The sequence below is a fragment of the Gluconobacter sp. Dm-62 genome (assembly GCF_018256155.1).
Taxonomy (GTDB): domain Bacteria; phylum Pseudomonadota; class Alphaproteobacteria; order Acetobacterales; family Acetobacteraceae; genus Gluconobacter.
In genome coordinates this window covers 1-18,196 of sequence record NZ_JAERLY010000030.1, presented here as the reverse complement: position 1 = coordinate 18,196, position 18,196 = coordinate 1, and the positions used below count along the sequence as shown (strand labels likewise).

Annotated in this window: 16 protein-coding genes and 1 tRNA gene; 11 read left to right on the top strand and 6 right to left on the bottom strand. The window is 56.6% G+C overall.

Annotated features, from left to right (window positions below; all coding sequences use genetic code 11):
- Positions 1–72 precede the first annotated feature (72 nt).
- Positions 73–1,449 carry a transposase gene (locus JK202_RS15430; RefSeq protein WP_211562345.1) on the top strand — a complete coding sequence of 459 codons (1,377 nt, stop codon included), beginning with the start codon at positions 73–75 and terminating at the stop codon, positions 1,447–1,449.
- 112 nt (positions 1,450–1,561) lie between these two features.
- Here the strand turns inward: JK202_RS15430 and JK202_RS15425 are convergent, their stop codons facing one another.
- Positions 1,562–2,410: an FkbM family methyltransferase gene (locus JK202_RS15425; RefSeq protein WP_211562343.1), complete on the bottom strand. Its 849-nt coding sequence runs from the start codon at positions 2,408–2,410 to the stop codon at positions 1,562–1,564.
- A gap of 90 nt (positions 2,411–2,500) precedes the next feature.
- Positions 2,501–2,743, bottom strand: a complete 243-nt coding sequence (locus JK202_RS15420) for a hypothetical protein (protein WP_211562341.1) — start codon at positions 2,741–2,743, stop codon at positions 2,501–2,503.
- A 191-nt stretch (positions 2,744–2,934) separates the two neighbouring features.
- Here JK202_RS15420 and JK202_RS15415 point away from each other — a divergent pair, with 191 nt between their 5' ends.
- From JK202_RS15415 to JK202_RS15400, 4 genes are all read left to right on the top strand, one after another.
- A complete protein-coding gene (locus tag JK202_RS15415) occupies positions 2,935–3,573 on the top strand; it encodes a LexA family transcriptional regulator (RefSeq protein WP_211562339.1) in 639 nt (212 codons plus the stop codon).
- A gap of 212 nt (positions 3,574–3,785) precedes the next feature.
- Positions 3,786–3,962, top strand: coding sequence for a hypothetical protein (locus tag JK202_RS15410; RefSeq protein WP_194285332.1), 177 nt, complete (start codon positions 3,786–3,788; stop codon positions 3,960–3,962).
- A gap of 6 nt (positions 3,963–3,968) precedes the next feature.
- A complete protein-coding gene (locus JK202_RS15405) occupies positions 3,969–4,265 on the top strand; it encodes a hypothetical protein (RefSeq protein ID WP_153431066.1) in 297 nt (98 codons plus the stop codon).
- An 89-nt stretch (positions 4,266–4,354) separates the two neighbouring features.
- Positions 4,355–4,753 carry an outer membrane protein assembly factor BamE gene (locus JK202_RS15400; protein WP_153431067.1) on the top strand — a complete coding sequence of 133 codons (399 nt, stop codon included), beginning with the start codon at positions 4,355–4,357 and terminating at the stop codon, positions 4,751–4,753.
- A gap of 138 nt (positions 4,754–4,891) precedes the next feature.
- Here the strand turns inward: JK202_RS15400 and JK202_RS15395 are convergent, their stop codons facing one another.
- The 3 genes from JK202_RS15395 to JK202_RS15385 all read right to left on the bottom strand — a co-directional run bounded on the left by JK202_RS15395 (position 4,892) and on the right by JK202_RS15385 (position 6,889).
- Positions 4,892–5,539 (bottom strand): hypothetical protein, encoded by a 648-nt coding sequence (locus tag JK202_RS15395; protein ID WP_211562335.1) that lies wholly within the window; start codon positions 5,537–5,539, stop codon positions 4,892–4,894.
- On the bottom strand, positions 5,536–6,189 hold the full coding sequence (locus JK202_RS15390; protein WP_211556142.1) for a hypothetical protein: 654 nt from the start codon (positions 6,187–6,189) through the stop codon (positions 5,536–5,538). The genes JK202_RS15395 and JK202_RS15390 overlap by 4 nt, the downstream gene beginning before the upstream one ends.
- 82 nt (positions 6,190–6,271) lie before the next feature.
- Entirely contained in the window at positions 6,272–6,889 is a 618-nt protein-coding gene (locus JK202_RS15385; RefSeq protein ID WP_211556140.1) for a hypothetical protein, read from the bottom strand.
- A 1,397-nt stretch (positions 6,890–8,286) separates the two neighbouring features.
- On the opposite strand from JK202_RS15385, the gene JK202_RS15380 reads away from it, so the two are divergent.
- The 6 genes from JK202_RS15380 (at position 8,287) to JK202_RS15355 (ending at position 18,163) form a co-directional block, all read left to right on the top strand.
- Positions 8,287–9,084, top strand: coding sequence for a hypothetical protein (locus tag JK202_RS15380; protein ID WP_211556138.1), 798 nt, complete (start codon positions 8,287–8,289; stop codon positions 9,082–9,084).
- A gap of 21 nt (positions 9,085–9,105) precedes the next feature.
- On the top strand, positions 9,106–9,930 hold the full coding sequence (locus JK202_RS15375) for a hypothetical protein (protein WP_211556136.1): 825 nt from the start codon (positions 9,106–9,108) through the stop codon (positions 9,928–9,930).
- On the top strand, positions 9,914–10,207 hold the full coding sequence (locus JK202_RS15370; protein ID WP_211556134.1) for a hypothetical protein: 294 nt from the start codon (positions 9,914–9,916) through the stop codon (positions 10,205–10,207). Before JK202_RS15375 ends, JK202_RS15370 begins: the two co-directional genes overlap by 17 nt.
- On the top strand, positions 10,207–14,250 hold the full coding sequence (gene mobF, locus JK202_RS15365; protein ID WP_211562334.1) for a MobF family relaxase: 4,044 nt from the start codon (positions 10,207–10,209) through the stop codon (positions 14,248–14,250). The genes JK202_RS15370 and mobF overlap by 1 nt, the downstream gene beginning before the upstream one ends.
- Positions 14,216–15,802: a hypothetical protein gene (locus JK202_RS15360; RefSeq protein ID WP_211562333.1), complete on the top strand. Its 1,587-nt coding sequence runs from the start codon at positions 14,216–14,218 to the stop codon at positions 15,800–15,802. The genes mobF and JK202_RS15360 overlap by 35 nt, the downstream gene beginning before the upstream one ends.
- A gap of 696 nt (positions 15,803–16,498) precedes the next feature.
- The gene (locus tag JK202_RS15355) at positions 16,499–18,163 is read left to right on the top strand and encodes a recombinase family protein (RefSeq protein ID WP_211562348.1); all 1,665 of its coding nucleotides are present in this window, start codon (positions 16,499–16,501) and stop codon (positions 18,161–18,163) included.
- On the opposite strand, the gene JK202_RS15350 is transcribed toward JK202_RS15355, so the two are convergent.
- Positions 18,120–18,196, bottom strand: a tRNA-Met gene (locus JK202_RS15350). The two genes, JK202_RS15355 and JK202_RS15350, sit on opposite strands and share 44 nt — an antisense overlap.

Genomic DNA, 18,196 nt, shown 5'->3' with positions numbered 1-18,196 from the left:
GACAGTGTTGAAAAAGTCGCGCTTGCTTTGAGAGTGAAGCACTGATTCATTCTTCGCAGGAGGACCCTGCAAATGATGGGTGATCGAACGAAAATACAGGAGGAACTGTTCTACGAGTTCCGTCTTGAAGATCATGTGCCAGCTGGCCACCTTTTGCGTTCAATTGATCGCTTTGTTGATCTGGACGGCCTGCGTGAGCATCTTCGCCCATTTTACAGCGGCACGGGGCGGCCTTCGATCGATCCCGAGCTGATCATCAGGATGTTAATCGTTGGCTACGTGATGGGTATTCGATCCGAGCGACGGTTATGTGAAGAAGTCCATCTTAACCTGGCCTACCGGTGGTTCTGCGGCCTTGGCCTCAACGGCCCTGTGCCTGATCATTCGACATTCTCGAAAAACCGACACGGACGCTTCCGGGAGAGTGATCTGCTTCGCCAAATGTTTGAAATGACCGTCCGACAGTGCATCGCCAAGGGACTAGTGGGCGGTGAAGGCTTTGCGGTCGATGCCAGCACGATCAAGGCCGACGCTAATCGGCAGCGCAGTGTTCCGAGCCCAGACAAGCTGCCAATCGAGGCCGCCCATCGTGCTGTGCGGGAGTATTTCTCGGTGCTGGACGATGCTGCATTTGGGTCTGCTACGCCCGTACAACCAAAATATATCTCTCCGGTCGATCCTGCGGCACGTTGGAACGCTGCAAGCGGTGGCCTTGCTTATTATGCCTACTGCATAAATTACCTCATCGACCTTAAATCGGCTGTCATCATGGATGTAGAAACCACGACAGCCATCCGGCAGGCCGAGGTTACGGCGCAACGCCGAATGATAGAGCGTACTCAGGAAACATTTGGAATATGGCCCGAAAAGCTTGCTGCGGATACAGCTTATGGCTCCGCTGAAAACCTTGCATGGCTGGTTCATGAGCGTGGCATAGAACCTCACATTCCGGTCTTCGACAAATCTGCCCGGCAGGACGGGACTTTCGAACGCCGAGATTTCACATATGACCACATGCTCGATCTTTACGTCTGTCCTGGCGGACAGGAACTGAAGCAGCAGTGGCGCAAGATCAACTCGGATCGACCAAACGCCCCTCCCGACAACCTACTTCGATACCGTTCGTCGAAACTCGCGTGCGACGTATGCACTCTCAAACCGAAATGCTGCCCCGATCAGCCCAGTCGTAAGGTCCTGCGCTCCGTCCATGAAGGCGCTCGTGATCTGGCCCGCGACATTGCCTTAACTGACGCCTATATCGTCTCCAGACGAGAACGAAAGAAGGTCGAAATGCTGTTTGCTCACCTCAAGCGCATTTTGAAGATCGATCGGTTGAGGCTCAGAGGACCAAACGGCGTCCGTGATGAGTTCCATCTCGCCGCAGCTGCTCAAAATCTCCGCAAAATGGCGAAACTGATACCTCCCGGAGCGCCTGCCTTATCCACCTGAGGCAAGAAAGCTGCACTTATGCCGAAGTGGTTTGGCAACACTTTCACTCTTCACCATGAGTTTTTCAACACTATCCCCCCAAAGCTGACAAGCTTCTCCTCACCAGCACCAGTCAAAACCTTGAGAGCAGGATATTCCCTCGGCTGCGGGAGCGGCGCTCATACCCACAGCGCCGCAGCACCGGAAAGACGTCCTGGGCCCACCGGCCATGCTCGGTGTCTTCCATGATGAGATGATCGGGCCACAACGTCGCCGGCGCCTCGCGGAAAAACGGCAGCAGCGCCCGGTCTTCATAGCCTTCGATATCGATCTTCAGCACATGCACGGCCGTCACATCACAGGCCTTCAGAATGTCCAGAAGCGGACGGATCCGCACTGCGGCACCGTGCCCCGCACCAATCCGACCGCCGCCAAAATCCCCGTTCACCTGCACGAGCTGACCAGAGCCTTCCTGATCCCCAACGGCGACACGGAAGAGATCCGCGCGCATCCCGTTCAGCCTCATATTGGTGGCCAGCCGCTCGAACAGCACCGGGTTCGGCTCAACGGCGATGACGCGGGCGTCTCTCTGGGCGACATAGAGCGAGAAGAACCCCATATTCGCGCCCACATCCACAAACGTGCCGCCTTTCGGCAGATGACGCCGCAGCCATTTCAGCTCACGATGATTGTAGCACGCGCCACACACCGCTGATTTTGCGTCTGTCTGATTGTCCTGCGGGTAAAACCGCACCTTCAGCCCGAACAGGGTCGCATCGACAAGACCTGAGGAGCAGTCTCGTTTGAACCGTTCCATGAACGGCCGACGCAGACGGCTGTACCCCAAGGGCGTGTTGAAGAAGACTTTCCGGATTTGCTTCTGCACGTCCGTCAATGGATAGGCACCAAAAGGAAGCGCACGCGTAAGGCTGTGCCCGTCCAGCACAACGTGCTCAGAAGACGGGTCTGAGTGTTCTGGCATAAAAGATGATGACCGTATGGAAGAGAGCAACGGGGCTTCGATGAAGCAAACGGCAGGGTCAGGACGTGCTGTGTCCGATGGACCACTTCGTCACAGCTTCCCGACCTCGCGGCAGAGCTGGAGCAGACCGCCCATCCGCTGCTGCAGCACGGCGCCGAGCACCATCACGCCCTCCAGCAGGCGCGCGCCTTCCGTATCCGCGCGTAGGCTCTCCAGTCGCCCTTTGAGCAGCGCATGCTCGATCTCGATCAGACGCAGCACGTCATGCAGACCAGCATGCAGGTCCTCGAGACCGGCTGGACGGGGTGGTGGTGGCAGTGGATCTTCAGGCATGACAATCCCTTGGACAAAAATGTCGGTTTCATGCGAGGATCTGACCATGACGAGTCACGGGCCACGCAACATTTCGATGCCAAGAGATACGGTTTTCCGACTTCCATATCAAGCGGAATATCGTATTCACGCCTCATTTCCGAATGAGGACCCTTTGCGTGCCCCGACATTCCAGGCGAAAGCGTAAACTCATGGACGACCAGATCCGCCTGATGCGTGAGCGCGGCGAGCGCCTCCGCGAAGCGGCCCAGAGTATTGGCATCACCCATGCTGCCAAGGCGGCGGGCGTGCCGTATACGACCCTGAGGGATTACATGAATGGCGGGGAGATGAAATTCTCCGCCCTTGCATCCCTGGCCCGGGTCTGCGGCGTGTCCCTGGACTGGATCGCCTTTGGCGCGTCCGGCGGTTCACCTTCCGGGGCGACAGCGGTCCAGACCACCTCGACCCGCCAGATCGTCGTGCCCTGGTATGATCATCATGAAGATGGCCTGCGGATTGGCCGCGACTGGTTGCAGAGCGTCATTCCCCGGGACCTCGCAGCCCTCTGCCTCATCAGCAATGCAGGCAATGCGATGGAGCCGACCCTGTCCTCAGGCGATCTGGTCATCGTGGACCGGAGCGTCACGGCTGTGACGGGCAGCGCGCTCTATGCGCTGGAGAGCGCTGGCGCTGTGCTGATCCGTCGTCTTGATCCCAAACTCGGTGGTGGGGTCCGGGTGATTGCTGACAATCATCGCTACCCGCCCCAGGACGTCGAAGCCGATCGTCTGGACTGCTTCAAACTGCTCGGCGAAGTGGTCTGGATCGGCGGCGTGCCTCATCCCTGAGGCGTTCTTGATATACGGGAACCTGTTTCTCGAAATAGGCGCATATCCGTATTGACGATGCGCGGGAAATCGTAGATCATCTGGCTTATTGAGTTCGTCGGGTGGCAGGGTCGTCCTGCCGCACAGGACCTGCAAGGAGCTGGCGATGATGTCTTTGTCCCGTTGTGTCTTCCGGTCTGGCCCCTGTTCCTGCCTTTCAGGGGGCGCCTGACATGGTCGTCTCCATCCTCCTTGTCCTGATCGTTCTTCTCCTGCTGGTGCTGGCGCTCGGATCGTCGGTCAGGCTGTTCGCCTGGCTCAAGGCCCGCGACATTCTGCCGCCTGCGGCTCTGATGCTGGGCACGGCATTGGTGATCCGGGTCGTCTTCCACGCCCACTGGGGGAGATAAGCGCTCATGACGTCTTCAACAGACGGTCTGTACAGCGAGGCGACCGAAGCAAAACGCGCGGCCCGTCTGGCTGCCTATCTCGAAGAATATGGTGCTGAGGAAGACGAGACACGGCTTCTGCTGAGATATGTCTCGTGGTTCGGAGCGGGTGCCTGTCTTTTGTGCGGCATCGCCCTGGCTCTGCCCTGGCATCCGCTCTTTGCGTTCGTTCTGGGCATGAGCTGTTGGACGGCTCCGCGTGAACCGTTTCTGCGAAAACTGAAAGCCGCTAAAGACCGCCGCCACCTTCGCGGGCTGGACTGAGACAGTCCGTTCGTTTTTCGGCAGGTCGCCCGCTTTTTTCCAATTGTCCCGTCATCGACTGTTTTTGCAAAAACAGCAAAGGATCCCGCATGTCTGCACGTCTTCTCAGAACCCTGGCCGTCACTCTGTCTCTTACGGGGCTAATCGCCCTGACAGGCTGTGCCTCGGAAGGAAACGAAACACTCAAAAACGAGACCAGTGCCTCCATTGACCAGAAGATCCATGATGGCGTGACCACCAAGGACCAGATCCGGGCCCTGTTCGGAGATCCGCGCGAGAGCACGTTCACCGACAGCGGCCATGAACAGTGGCGCTATGCGTTCACCAATGCCTCGTCTGACGCCGCAAACTTCATTCCGCTTTATGGCGATCTGCATCAGGGCACCCATGGCACGGAAAAGACTCTGACCGTGATCTTCAATGGCGATGTCGTCTGGCACCACACCATGAATGCCTCCGCCGTCAAAACCGGCAGCGGGTTGTTCTGAGGCTACATAAGAGAGAGCCCCCCTCTGCTGTTGAAAGCAGAGGGGGTAGCCCAGGCCGCTGAAGAACTGGATGCATCGTCCGGGTCTGAGGACATTTTCAAACCTTCCCAAGTCATCGTCGACGCCTCCGCTGGTCACTCAGTCTTCCAGCATGGCAGGACCTTGAGGCAGACAACTCCACTCTGCGGCCTGACCGAAGGGTTCCTCCTCGCCAGGCGGTGGAGAGACGACATTGCCTGACAGCACCAGCAGCCGGTTCAGCGGCTCCCACTCAAGAAGTGTTTCAAGCAGAGCAGTTGCGCAGTTCAAACGCAGAAAAGGGCTGTCCTGCGTCAGTTCTGTCATCAGGTCTGTCCGTAGTTCGAGGACGGATTCCTGCAACCCGCACGGCCGTAACCAGGACGCCCGCTGTCGTGCGAGCCGGTACAGGCAGAGATCATACGGTGGTCGATCCTGCGGTCCACCCAGTATGCGGCGCAGGAAGGACATATGAAATCCCGCCAGAACAAAGGGTCGCGGGGCATCCACCGGCATCAGGGCCCGGAACAGGGGATCGCTGATGGTCAGGGCAGGCTGACCATGCTCGTCGGGACTTTCTTCCAGATGACCCGAGGAACGCCGGGGGGCGCCAAGCCAGAGCAGGCTGCGTCCTTCGACGAAGCCATCCCTTTGCAGCAGCGTGACGGGAGCGCCCGCATAGGGCGCTCCTTTCTGATCCGGCGTGATATCGAGCAGTTTCAGGCGCGTGATGGGCCAGCGCGGCAGCCGGATCGGACTAGGGGTCATGACCCGCCTCCCGCGCGCAGCTGCGCCACAAGGGCGAGGAAACGCTTCTGTAACTGCGCTGGCTCAAGCAGATCGTTGAGATACCAGATCTCGGGCGTAAGACGCTGCTGCCGGTAGACCTCCAGTCTTCGGTCGAACTGCGCTAGCAGATGGGATTCCCAATTGTTTCGGGTCACGCGGTCCGCACCGCAGGCGCCCACGATCTCAACGTACCGAACCCGATCCTGAAACCGGATCCCCAGATCCGAAAAGAAGCGTGCCGGTGCCGCGATCTGGATGGGGGGCTCGACGTCCAGTGTAATGTCGGAAGGGGTAACCGGACACAGGGCTTCCCACGCGATCCGCTCGGGCGTGGAGTTGAGCTGCGTCCCATCTTCGGCAATTTTCCCTCCTGTCGGCAGATCGTTCCAGCACGCCATGGCCGCTTTGATGACTGCCGCCCAGGCCCAGGTTCCGCAGTCGCCAAGCCGGGTCAGGTGTTGCCCGGCCGGTGTTGGGATATAACGAAACAAGGAGCTGGGCGGCTGAGCGCGCAGACGCAGGCTCAGTTCGCGGTAGAGACGGAGGTCGTCCGGTGTGGGCTCGAAGAAAGAGCGCGCGACAGAGCACCCAGCACCCGTCCGGGTGCTGGAGGAAGGAAAGAGCAACATGATCGATTGTCCTGAATAAGAAGAGCACAGCGGCAACGCGCAGGGATGCTGCCGCGGGATAGAAGCGGAAACGAAGCTGACGTCAGCGGGCGACGGCGAGCACTTCGGAAAGCGGAAGCTCACTCAGCACGCCAGAGAGAATGCGGCCGGCGACGAACACGTCGTGAATCAAAGAGGCCGGATGATATGGAGCGCTTGTTTGCGGATCGTAGAGCTTCCAGATGCGACGATAATCGTCGTGACCGACAATCAGGTTTGAAAACAGGCCTCTCATCAGCCTGTCAAAACGCAGAACTCGCAGATCATCCCCGTGAGGCAAAGGCGCGAGCCAGCACTGGACACGACCGTCCAGTGGAACGATCAGTGTCGGTGCGCCATGCTCCTTTCCCACGCCCTGGCCGTTCTCGATCGCCTCAAGAAAAGGTCGATGAACAAGATCGTTCCGCAGTTCCGGATCAAGACTCAGGAAGACCGACGTATTGATCGTATCATGCGGAATGTGCGTCACGGTGAACTGTTCGGTCGGAGACCACAGACACATGCGTTCAGCAGAGTGGCTGGCACCGCCGGAATTGCCGACCAGCAGATCGAGCAGACAGGCTTCAATCAAAGTGGAGGCACCACCCTTTGGACGACCAGGAGAGCCTGTGGGGGCAAGCCCGATAATACGAGCTGGAATGTCAGAGGGAGAGAAAGACATAGGAGATCCAGTAAAAGACTGTGATCACCCGCAGGGTCTTGCCATCTGGCAGAGAGAACCTCTGGGGCGAGAGCCGCAGCGCAGCTCCCCTCCCCTTGTCTGCAAAAGAAAAAGACCTCCTCCGCTCCGACGGAATGCAACTCCCAGCCCCTGTATGTTGCAACTCCACCGGTTTCATAAGCCGCGCCAGCAGGCGATGACCAGCTGGTTCAGCAATTCAGACGGGTCCTGCTATTTTTCTCAAAAATCCACTGCCACGCACCAAGGGTGCCTTGGTCTGTAACAGATTTTCCGCACTCTCTTTGTCCGGCGGATGTCCGCCTGATATCCGCTCGGTGCCCCGTCAAGAGCGCAATCATGTCAGAAATCATTTGAGATCTTTCCGGTCCCGATCGTTTGGCATCCAGAAAAAAAATTGAATCCTTTTCCTCAGGATGAGCGATTTTTCTGGTGGCTTATTTTCAGTCTATTAAATCTGAAGGGGTCTGAGCGTGCGTCCTCTATGATGGGCGCTTTCAGTCTCGTGCCACTGCAGCAGTCAGGGTTTTTATGAAAATATTGTCCGAGAAGGAGATCATACTTCTCTTTCGCGAGGCCCGGATCAAGACACGCGGTCAAGAGCTACCTACGTTTCTTGAACTCCAATATGAGGCATTGCAGCCCAGTTTGAACGGCTCGCCTGACTGGCGTTCGGTCACGGCCGGCTTCTCTAGACTTGGCATTCGCAATGCCCGTAATGGCCCTTTGACGCCGGACACGGTCCGTAAGGCATGGCGACGCGTTGAACTCAAGGCTAATGCAAAAACCCAATTGGAACTACCAGCCTCTCCGTCGGTCCATCTTCTTCAAGACACCGCTGCGCCACCGACATCCAACACTGCCCGGCCAGCTCCAAAGGTGGATGGGCGTACAGGCTTCGACGGCCAAAGACCGAACGAGGAGTCACCATCGAGAAATTGGAGCGTAGAGGAAAAGCTGAAGGGGGCTATGCAACAGTTACGGCGTTCGGAGACTCCCATGCCGAAGCCAATTTCTGCGAATCAGAGATCGAAGGACAACAGGAACTAGCTCATCACGAAATAGTGATATTGCATTCCGCCGTCAGGACACCAGACGCCGTGAACCGTCAGGGCCGTCCAGTGACACGCCCAATAATATTATGAACGATCCAGACAATTAATTATGAAATAACTTCTATGTAATTATGGAGATGTTTTTTGATAAATCGAGGAAAGACTACATAAATAGGTTGATTGTTCTCCGGTTTTTCAAATTAAATACCTCATCCTCAAGAGACAAAATTTCTATCTGATGAGCGTCTCAAGGATGAGGTTATCTAATTTATGCCATTCCTAATGAAATGACTTTCATTCTGGTGGCGAACACTGGAGTTAATCATGGTTAGTCCATCGTCTGACGAAATAGCCCGTAAGACGCAAAAAGACGCGCCGCAGAACCTCTTGGACTGCGATAAAGCGAGCAAGCCGATCTGCCTGATTGGCGGGGGCCGCGGCGGGCGAGGAAAAACATCCACCCAGCGCTGGTTATATGAACGAGCACACAACGCCGGGAGATCAGTACTTCTCGCGGACGGCGATCATACAAATCAGTCCCTGCGAGGATTTTTCCCGGAGGCATCATCGCCACCTTCTGCAGAGCCAGCGGCAGTGGGTGCCTGGTTTGAAGCAGAGATCGAACGAGCCTCCACCACAGCCCAGTCCCTCATCGTCGATTTCGGTGGAGGAGATCAAACGATCAAGAAGATGAGCCGCGAATTATCTCTTGTCGAGAGCATCAACGAAGCAGGACTGACCCCGGTCGCTTTGTACTGCATTGGCGGGGATCCGGACGATCTGGGAGCGCTTTATTCATTGTATGATGCTTTTGCACCACCAGCTACACTCATCGTGTTCTCACGTTTCTCTCTTCCAAGCCACATCGATGCAGTTTCGTGGCTTGAGACCGCGGTCCGACAACATCAACCTCTTCAAGCCATCCTCAACGCCGGCGCTGAGCTCGTTCCAGTGCCGACCCTGAGCTGTGCGCATCGACTATCCGAGCGACGATTGAAATTTTTCGATGCCCTCTCGGGGGCCGGAAGTAACCCCCTTGGCGTTTTCGATCGCCAGCGGGTTCAGACTTGGATGCGCGAAATGGAAACAAGCTTCGCCAGAGTTACTCATTATCTTCCGTAATTCACGTCTGGGAACAGAATCATGACAGATACATCGAAATGCACATTCGATCGGCCGCTTGGCATGGTCGACGTCGCAAAGAAATACGGAATTCTTGAAGAGGATCCGTTGTGGCCGCTGATGGTCGCATGGGATGCCGCATGTCAGGCACTTGATGAGCAAAAGTGCGAATTGAGAAAATTCACGCAAGTTATTGATACTGAAATTACGGGCGCTCTCAGAGCTCGGACCGAGACCCTCACGGCAGAAACACGCAAACTCGATGCAGAAGCGGAAAGGTACGCGACACTTGCGCGGCAGATTCATGCGAAAACGATCCACGAGACGAGTGAGCATGTCGCGAAAATTGCCGAAAAAGCCTTTACCCAGCGCGTGCGATCTATCAATCGCAATACACTGGTCGCTTCCGCACTTGCAGCAGTCGTTCTCGCAACGTGCCTCTACGGGGTTGGCCATTTACGCGGCTACGATGATGGGTTCGCCATTGCGAAAGCAGAAGGCGATGCCTTTTATAAAGTCAACGACGCTGCGCGCATTGCGGAAATTACCACGATCAACAGCAATAGCGGTGAGGCTGCCCAACTATTTCAGGAGCATCCGGAAGAGCTGAAAGCGTGGGCCCCCCTTATCAAACTGAACCGGCTCGCGGTGACCAGTATCTGGGACATTTGTCGCCACAAAACATCGTTTGTTTTTGATAATGACCGCAATCAACTGGGTTGCTGGCTTCCTTTGAAAATCCCGACCGACCCAAATCGCCCAAGTACTATGCTTATACCCGGTCGACTTCCAGATCCTGTTACTGCGACTCTCGATGCGAGTGGATCAGATGACGGCAATCAATGAGACTTCAACTGAACAAGTCGTGCTCGTTACGTTACTTGGCACAATTGTGGAGACCCAGGCGGCGCACGGTAAATTGCTCTGTCTCTTGACTGAAGCAATTACCGCCCCCGCCCCCGGAGAAAGCGACCTGATATCCCTCGTGGGTAAGATCGCTTCTGCACTTCAAACGCAGGAGGCCAGAATTGCCGACCTGCATACGACTATTTATCGGCTTCCCGACAGTGTTGCTCAAACGCTGTCCACGGAATTACAGACGCTCCTCAGCGAAAATACCTGATGCTGACTTATCGAACGGGTGCGGGGGGCGTGCCCTCAGCCGCGCGCTTCATGGCTGACCACCTCCTTGAAGCAACCATTCCCAGCGTACAGAACGCACTGCTTCAATATTACAATGGGAGCAGCGCTCCGCTCGGGCCGGATATCTGCTCAGCCGAGCTTGGCGATTCCATTGATCCACGACCGCTAGCCGCGCTCGGCCTGTCGACGACAGAAAAAGGGCTTTCGCGCGAGATGATCATGAACCTGTTATGCGGGCTTCGGGCGGACGGCCGTCCGATATCCGGAAAACAGTATCAGTCCGGCACCACAGATATTGCTTCCACTCTCGATGTTTCGCTTGCGTCTTTATCTGATCCCCAGGCGTGGCAACGACTTGGCGGGATGGCAGCCGGATGTACACAGGACAACACGCGCCGCGCAGCATTTAAACGTCTGCTTCATCTTTACGGTGTTCCCCAGGATCATGCCGTTGACGAAAAGCTCAGCCTGCAGCTTGCCGCAGGCCTCAACTTCGCTGGGCAAAAGATATCCCGACAGACAATTGGAGACGCAATCACGTCCCGTCGCTCACCGATTGGTTATATCGATCTTACCTGGTCCGCAGACAAATCCGTTTCGATCGCCTTCGCACTGGCGAAAACTGATGCCGAACGCGCCATGATCCTGCAGGCGCATCAAGACGCCGTGACGGCTGCCATGGCCTTCATGGAAACACTCATCGGTCGTGCGAGAAAAGGCAAAGCAGGCTCAGGCGGCTTTGACCAGGGGCACATCGCATGGATGCAGTTTATCCACTTCACCGCAAGGCCTACCGTCGACCTGGAAGACACGGACCCGTCAAGTGGGGAAACCTTTACGCGCCCTGTCTCGGTCATGATCCCAGGCGATCCTCAGCTTCACACGCATGTGGTGGTGCCAAATGCGGTTGTCACACGGTCCGGTCGCGTCGGCGCCCTTGACCTCGATCGTCTTGGTGGACGGATCAAGGAACTCGGAGCTCTCTATCAAGCGTATCTTGCCCAGAATTTACGCAAACTTGGCGTCAAAATCGCGTTCGATCCAAAGACAGGAGCCGCGCGCCTTCCGGATGTGCCGGACGCCGTGCGCGATGCTTTCTCGAAGCGAACTCAGGGAGGCCGCGATGCGGCGCGACAATTTGCGACATCCCAGGGTCTGGAATGGGACAACCTGACATCTTCACAGCGTATCAGTCTGCTCAAATCTGGTACTCAGGGAGACAAAAGACAGCCCAAATCGGATGATATGGCCGATTTTGCATTCTGGAGGCAGACTGCGGCAGATCTTGGGTGGACTATTCCCGATTTTGTGGGCGATCACCCGATAACGCCATTGACCCACCCTGACCAACAGCTTGACCGCGCGCATCATCTGGCTGCCGAGCTGGTTGCGGAACGATTTAAAGAGAGCGCTGTCCTGGATGAAGCCACAGCGCGACATTGCGCCGCGCAGGCTCTGATCGCCGTCGGCGTCCATGCCCCTGAAGACATCGATATCATCATCAATACAATGCACACCCGGCCCCTGTTGTTGGACGGCGAGGAAACAAGGCTCATTTGCGTTGAGCATTACAACCGACGTGGCGACCGCAGTCTCAAATTTACTACAGGACTGCATGTGACGCGTGAGCAGACGGTGATTGAACTGGCACGAAACGCCGCCAACGATCGCGATGGTGCAATAACTGAGCCAGAAATTGACGAAGCCATTCTCGCGACCGGTCTGGACTTCTCCTCTTCCCACGGGCAGGCCCAACGTCGCGCCATGACGGCCCTGGCCACATGCGGACGTCTTTCTGTTCTCGTGGGTGTGGCTGGATCGGGGAAAACCACTCTTCTGGCACCGCTGGTGCAGGCCTGGAAAAAAGCTGGACGGACAGTCTGGGGCACTGCAATAGCCTGGCGCCAGGCGACTGATCTTGCAGATGCCGGCATTCCTGAAAATCAGATCAAAGCCTGCCATCCGCTCCTGCACGGCATCAAAACCGGCAAGATCTCCCTCGACGCGAACAGTGTGGTCATCCTTGATGAACTCAGCCTTCTGAGCACCATCCAGCTCCTCGAACTTGTTCAGGCGCAGGCGAATAGCAGGTGCCAGCTCGTTTTGATCGGCGATCCCCAGCAGTGCCAGGCGGTGGAAGCCGGACCCGTCGTAGACCTTTTACGCAGAGCGCTCGGACCAGACACCATCCCGGAACTGGTCTCCAGTGTCAGACAGACTTCTGAACGCGAACGCGCCACGGCTCTCATGCTGCGGGATGGTAAAAGTCGTGAGGCGCTTGACCGCAAACGTGAAGATGGCACGCTTGTTCTGGCATCCGGCGACTACTCCGACGTTGTTACGCGTATTGCCGATTTCTGGCTCGAGCGTCATCACGCAGGATACACCGCGCCAGATTTTTCTCTGACAGTATCCGCTCCGACCAATGCAGATGCCCGTGAGATTGCCCGTGAAATCCGCATCAGACGCCGACAGATCGGTCTTCTTGGAGAAGATCTGGTCCAGATTGATGCCATCGACCAGCATGGCACCACTTATCCCATGACAGTCGCACGTGGCGATCACGTCAGACTTTATGCGCGCACAAACGCCAGATACCCAACCGCCACTCGGGGAATCATCGGAAACAACGGATCCGTGCTCGAAGTCCTTGATGCTGACCAGACAGGACTGACCCTCCGCAACCGGACTGGCCGTGAAGGTTTCGTTGCCTGGACAACGCTCCAGCATCCTCAACGCAGCCAGATCCGGCTTGGTTACGGGGATGTGCTTTCGATTGATGCCACACAGGGCGTGACCTCGACAGAACATATCGAGGCCATGCCGCGTGGTTCGCAGGCCATCAATGCCCACCGAGCCTACACCCAGGGCTCTCGGCATCGGGAACACACATGGCTTGTAACATCCGAGGCAGCGGAACGTCGTCAGGTCGCAGGACGCCGCGCATTGGGAGATATCCGTCCCATTCGTTCCCGGGATATTCTCGACAATATGGCGCGGAACATGGCGCGTCCGGATCAACGCGAGGGCGCTCTGGCACTTTTGGACAAAGCCCGGGCAGGACGACACAGCGCGCATGCAACACTTCAGCAGGCCTGCCTGACGATTGAACGGACCCGACAACGGACAGGTTCCTCACCCAGTCTTGCTCCTGCCCTTGCTCGCCATCGTCACCAGAAAATCCATGACCTTCTGGCTGAAACTGTCTCTTCCTCCCTGTCTGCACAAACCGGGCATGCAACGAGCCTTTCAACAGGCGTGACCGATCTGACCGCCCATCTCAAAAAAACGATTTCTGACGCTCTGGCTCCGCTCGCGGACACTCTGCCCGCCTTCAGACGCCGCCGCGCACGCCGTCTGGCGCGCAAGAGAGCGGAAGAGCGTCTTCGTCGTCAGGAAACGCGGAGCTGGCGACGGATCGAACGGCCTCTGACGGATGAGGAGATGCCGGACTGGGGAACCCCGGATTATTTCGCCCTGATCGGTCTTTCCGATGCGAACGGTCGGCGCTCGATAGACATGAGCGATGCCTTCGACTTCTACAAACACGCGCTCTGGCGCAAAGGGGACGCCCGACGCGGCAAACCCGTGGGATTAAAGACTGCGACGCGCGAAGTCACACGTCTCTTTCAGCTCACTCTGCCAGAGGCGTATTCCAGCAACGGGCCTACAGATCGTTATCAGGATCTTGTCCTCACGCCTCAGGGCCAGCCGTCTTCTTTAACCGATCACCTGATAGACGACCTGAACGATATGGAAATTGCGTTTCACGCCTCCGCCAGACAACCAGACAGCAGAGTTTCCATATCCCACCACGCCCTCGTTTCCGCGCTGTCGGCATTTGATCTTGAAACGGTTCTGGCTGTCTGCGATCGTTTTCTGCTCCTGGCCCGCCCTGATGAGCGGCAGTCACCGGGCATTTCGTCCGACAGGACTCTGACCGTCACATCTGAACGGCATCATTCTGGAAAAGCGAAAGCGTCCCGCCATGACCGCCAAAGACACTCAGGATACGATCTCTAAGTCCGCGAACAAGAGCCGGCCCTCCCTGGGGAACCCCTGGCAGAACTGGCACATCAACCTTCGTAGCGGCATGACTGCCCGTGATCTCAATCTCCGTCTTCAGGCAGTGCTGTTCACGGCAGAACATTATCGTCATTGCAGACCCTACTGGATTAGGACTTTTGGGGCAGAGAAACCCCTTGGCTATGAACCGGATGCACAAGAGCAGACGATGCTTATCCGAGCGGACCGTGCAAGGCGGTATCGCCAGACAACAGTCACAACCTATCTTCGCCTGCAATATCTACATGCACAACTGGCGCAGGCCGTCGGATCAGGACGATCCCAATCGGCGTCACAGCAGGCACGGTTGAATTTCCTGAATGAGCGCATGTCCCGGCTTCAGGATATGACAGGTCGCATTGGAGCATCAGATCCTTTTGATTTCGCTGCCCTTCACCGGGGATTGAAGCCCCGTCGCCTGCGACTAACACGCCTGACGTCGCGGGAGATGACCTTTATCGACTATGAAGAGCGGCGCCGAACCCTGCTTCTTGCCGGAGTTTATATCATCGGCCAGGCCATCCATGTTGCAGCTCGCCTGATTGTCCACCACGGTGATACGATCAATGTGTCCTGGAACCTTCTGGCGCATCTCTTTTCTGAAGCTGTCGAACCCGGAAGCAGACGCAGTCTTTCCCACTACCTGATGGACCAAACGTCGGTTCAAATTCGTAATGATTTGGAGCAATTCATCACCGTAACATATCCCCTGAGCGGAGCACGCACCAAAAATCGACAGGCCAAGACGGACTCCAAGTATCTGGGTCTGACGAGAAGCGTGTTTTTGGATCTGAAAAAATATTATGAACCAGTGGCTGCCCAGTTGGGTGCCATGCACCTTCTCGCCTGCCACCGTACCGAGCCGGCACGCCCGAATACCGGGCAATGGCCTTCTGTCATCCCACCTGAGAGCGGGGCCCCTTCTCTGATGCGGGGTGGTTATACCCTTCTTGAGGATCCGGAAGACGAGGACATGACCTATGCGACGATCGGGCATACCCTGGCCCCGGAACAGATCTTGACCCGTCAGTTACCCGCGGCCCGTTCAAAAAAAAGGAAATCCCTTCTCACGAGGGGAGATTTCATTCCGCTGAACGGCGATTTTCAGTCCTCCGCGCTGTCCAACGATACCGGGATGCGCTTCAGAGATAATTCGATCTCTGTTTTTCACGATCCCTTCTCTAATAAGAACTATCATGTGAAAGATCCGAGTTCTCCGTACAAGTCTGAAATTGACAGCTACGAGTATGACGAGAACCAGCCTTTCCATATTCCAGAGTATATTCCACAGCCTTCAGAGCCGGACGATCTCGAGACTCTGCCAGGCCGTGAGTGCTCTGCGGATAACCAGGGGCCGCCACCCCAGACAGACGGCGCCGCTTCTGTGTCCGACGATCATGACAGACGCTTTCTGAGTGCCAGGATTCCACTTCGGCTGCCTCCGTTACCGGAAAATGTTTTAGCGGCTGCGCTGGCGTATCAGGATCCCAACAAAAAACCTAAAAAATAGTGTCCCGGAAAATCCGGACTCCAGCAGACGGATCCCACTTGCTTCTCTTCAGGCCGAACATAAGTCGCCTGGAGAAAAACAATGACGTCTCAGTATTCTTCCGCTCAATCTTTCCCTGACCTGATCCTGGCGTCTGAGTGTAGCAGCGTCATCGGAATATCGAGCCGACGCATCCTCCCTTTGATCCAACCTGGCGAAGTCGTGCACCGTAAGGAGGGACGGCGGGCACGGGTATTGATACCAGCGAGCGCATGCCGACGATATCTCCAAAAGAAGATGGCAGCTGACAAGACGCGCGGTACGCTTGCCGGGGATATGGAAACAGTCCTGCAAAATTATTATTGCATCCCTGCCCTGATAAAGATCGAATACGCGGCAAGCTTTTTTGAAACGTCGCGATCGACGCTGAGACGCTGCGTCTCGGACAATCTGATCACAAGCCTGCATATCGGTCGGAGTCATTACGTTCTGTCGGAATCTGCCGCTCATCTTTTCCGGCAGAGAGCTCCTGATCATGCATGAAAAAAAATCTCGGGATATAAATCGATCCTATCGGGAGCCTGCCGGGATTTCTGACCATCCGCTTCGTACGCTTGCTAAAATTCTCGCACGCCAAGCGGCCCGAGAATGGTATGAGGGTCAGATCAGCCCTGATTTGGACGTTTTCCCACCGCCACCTGACAGAAAGCTGCCGCCATGAAAGTTGTCCTTTATGCGCGTTACTCCTCAGACAATCAGCGGGATGCGTCCATTGAGGATCAACTGCGGGCGTGCCGGGGTTATGCTGACACACAGGGCTGGACGATCGTTGACAGTTACAGCGACAGGGCGATTTCGGGGGCATCCCTGATCCGACCTGGGATCCAGGAGCTCATCACGGATGCCAATGCTGGTCGCTTCCAGATCCTCCTGACAGAAGCCATGGACCGCCTGTCCCGCGATCAGGAAGATATTGCCGGTCTGTTCAAACGCATGAGCTTTGCAGGGGTAAAGATCGTCACCCTTTCAGAGGGTGAGATCAATCATCTCCATATTGGCCTGACCGGCACGATGAATGCGCTCTATCTCAAGGAACTGGCCAACAAGACCCGGCGGGGTCTACGTGGCCGCGTCGAACTGGGCAAATCCGGTGGCGGCCTGTGCTACGGCTACGATGTTGTCAAACAGCGCGACAGTCATGGCGAGGCGATCTGTGGCGAACGCGCCATCAATGACGAGCAGGCGCAGATCGTCCGTCGGATCTTTCGGGACTATGCCGACGGCAAATCTCCCAAAGCCATTGCTCTTTCACTCAATGCTGAAGGCCATCGCGGCCCCCTGTCCGGAGCCTGGAGCCCATCAACGATCAATGGCAACCGCGAACGCGGCACCGGCATCCTCAACAACGAACTCTATATCGGCCGACTGGTCTGGAACCGCCTGCGCTACATCAAGGACCCCAGCACAGGGAAACGCGTCTCCCGCCTCAACCCTGAATCCGAATGGGTTCTTCAGGACGTGCCTGACCTCCGGATTATCGAGCAGGATCTCTGGGATGCGGTCAAAGCCCGTCAGAGCAAAACAACCTGGTCCCAGAAATCCCGCGGCACCGGCACACACCCCCTCAACGCCCTGCAACGTCCGACCCATCTTCTGACAGGCCTCATCAAATGCGGCTGTTGCGGCGGTGGCTTTTCGATGATCTCCAAACATCACCTCGGCTGCTCAACCGCCCGCAACAAGGGCACCTGCGAGAACCGCCTGACGATCCGACGGGATGTTCTGGAAAAATCCGTGCTCAACGGACTGCGGACCCAGATGATGGACCCTGCCCTTTTCAAAGAATTCTGCGACGAGTTCACGCTCGAGATAAACCGTCTGCGGATGGAAAAAGGGGCCGATCTGGTCGCTCTGAAATCTGAACTGCCCAAAATCGAGCGCGAACTCGACAAGGCCGTGCAGGCGATCCTCGACGGTTTTGCCAGCCCTGCTCTCAAGACACGCATGGAGGAACTCGAAGCCCGCAAGGCAGAAATCGAAACACAACTGGCCGATGCGCCTGCTCCACCTCCCCTGCTGCACCCCAACATGGCCGAGCTGTATCGCCAGAAGATCGCGTCTCTCCACAACAGCCTCCAGAACAAGGCCGATGCCACGCAGACGATGGAGGCAATCCGGTCCCTGATTACGCGGATCCGCCTCATTCCGGAGAATGGGGAGCTTGGGATTTTTCTTGAGGGTGATCTGGCTGCGATGCTGGGATTTGCGACGAACAGAAAGAGCGCCGAGCGTCACCCTGATGCTGGCGTTTTCGAGAAGTTTTTAGTGCAGGATACATTGGTTGCGGGGGCAGGATTTGAACCTGCGGCCTTCAGGTTATGAGCCTGACGAGCTACCGGGCTGCTCCACCCCGCG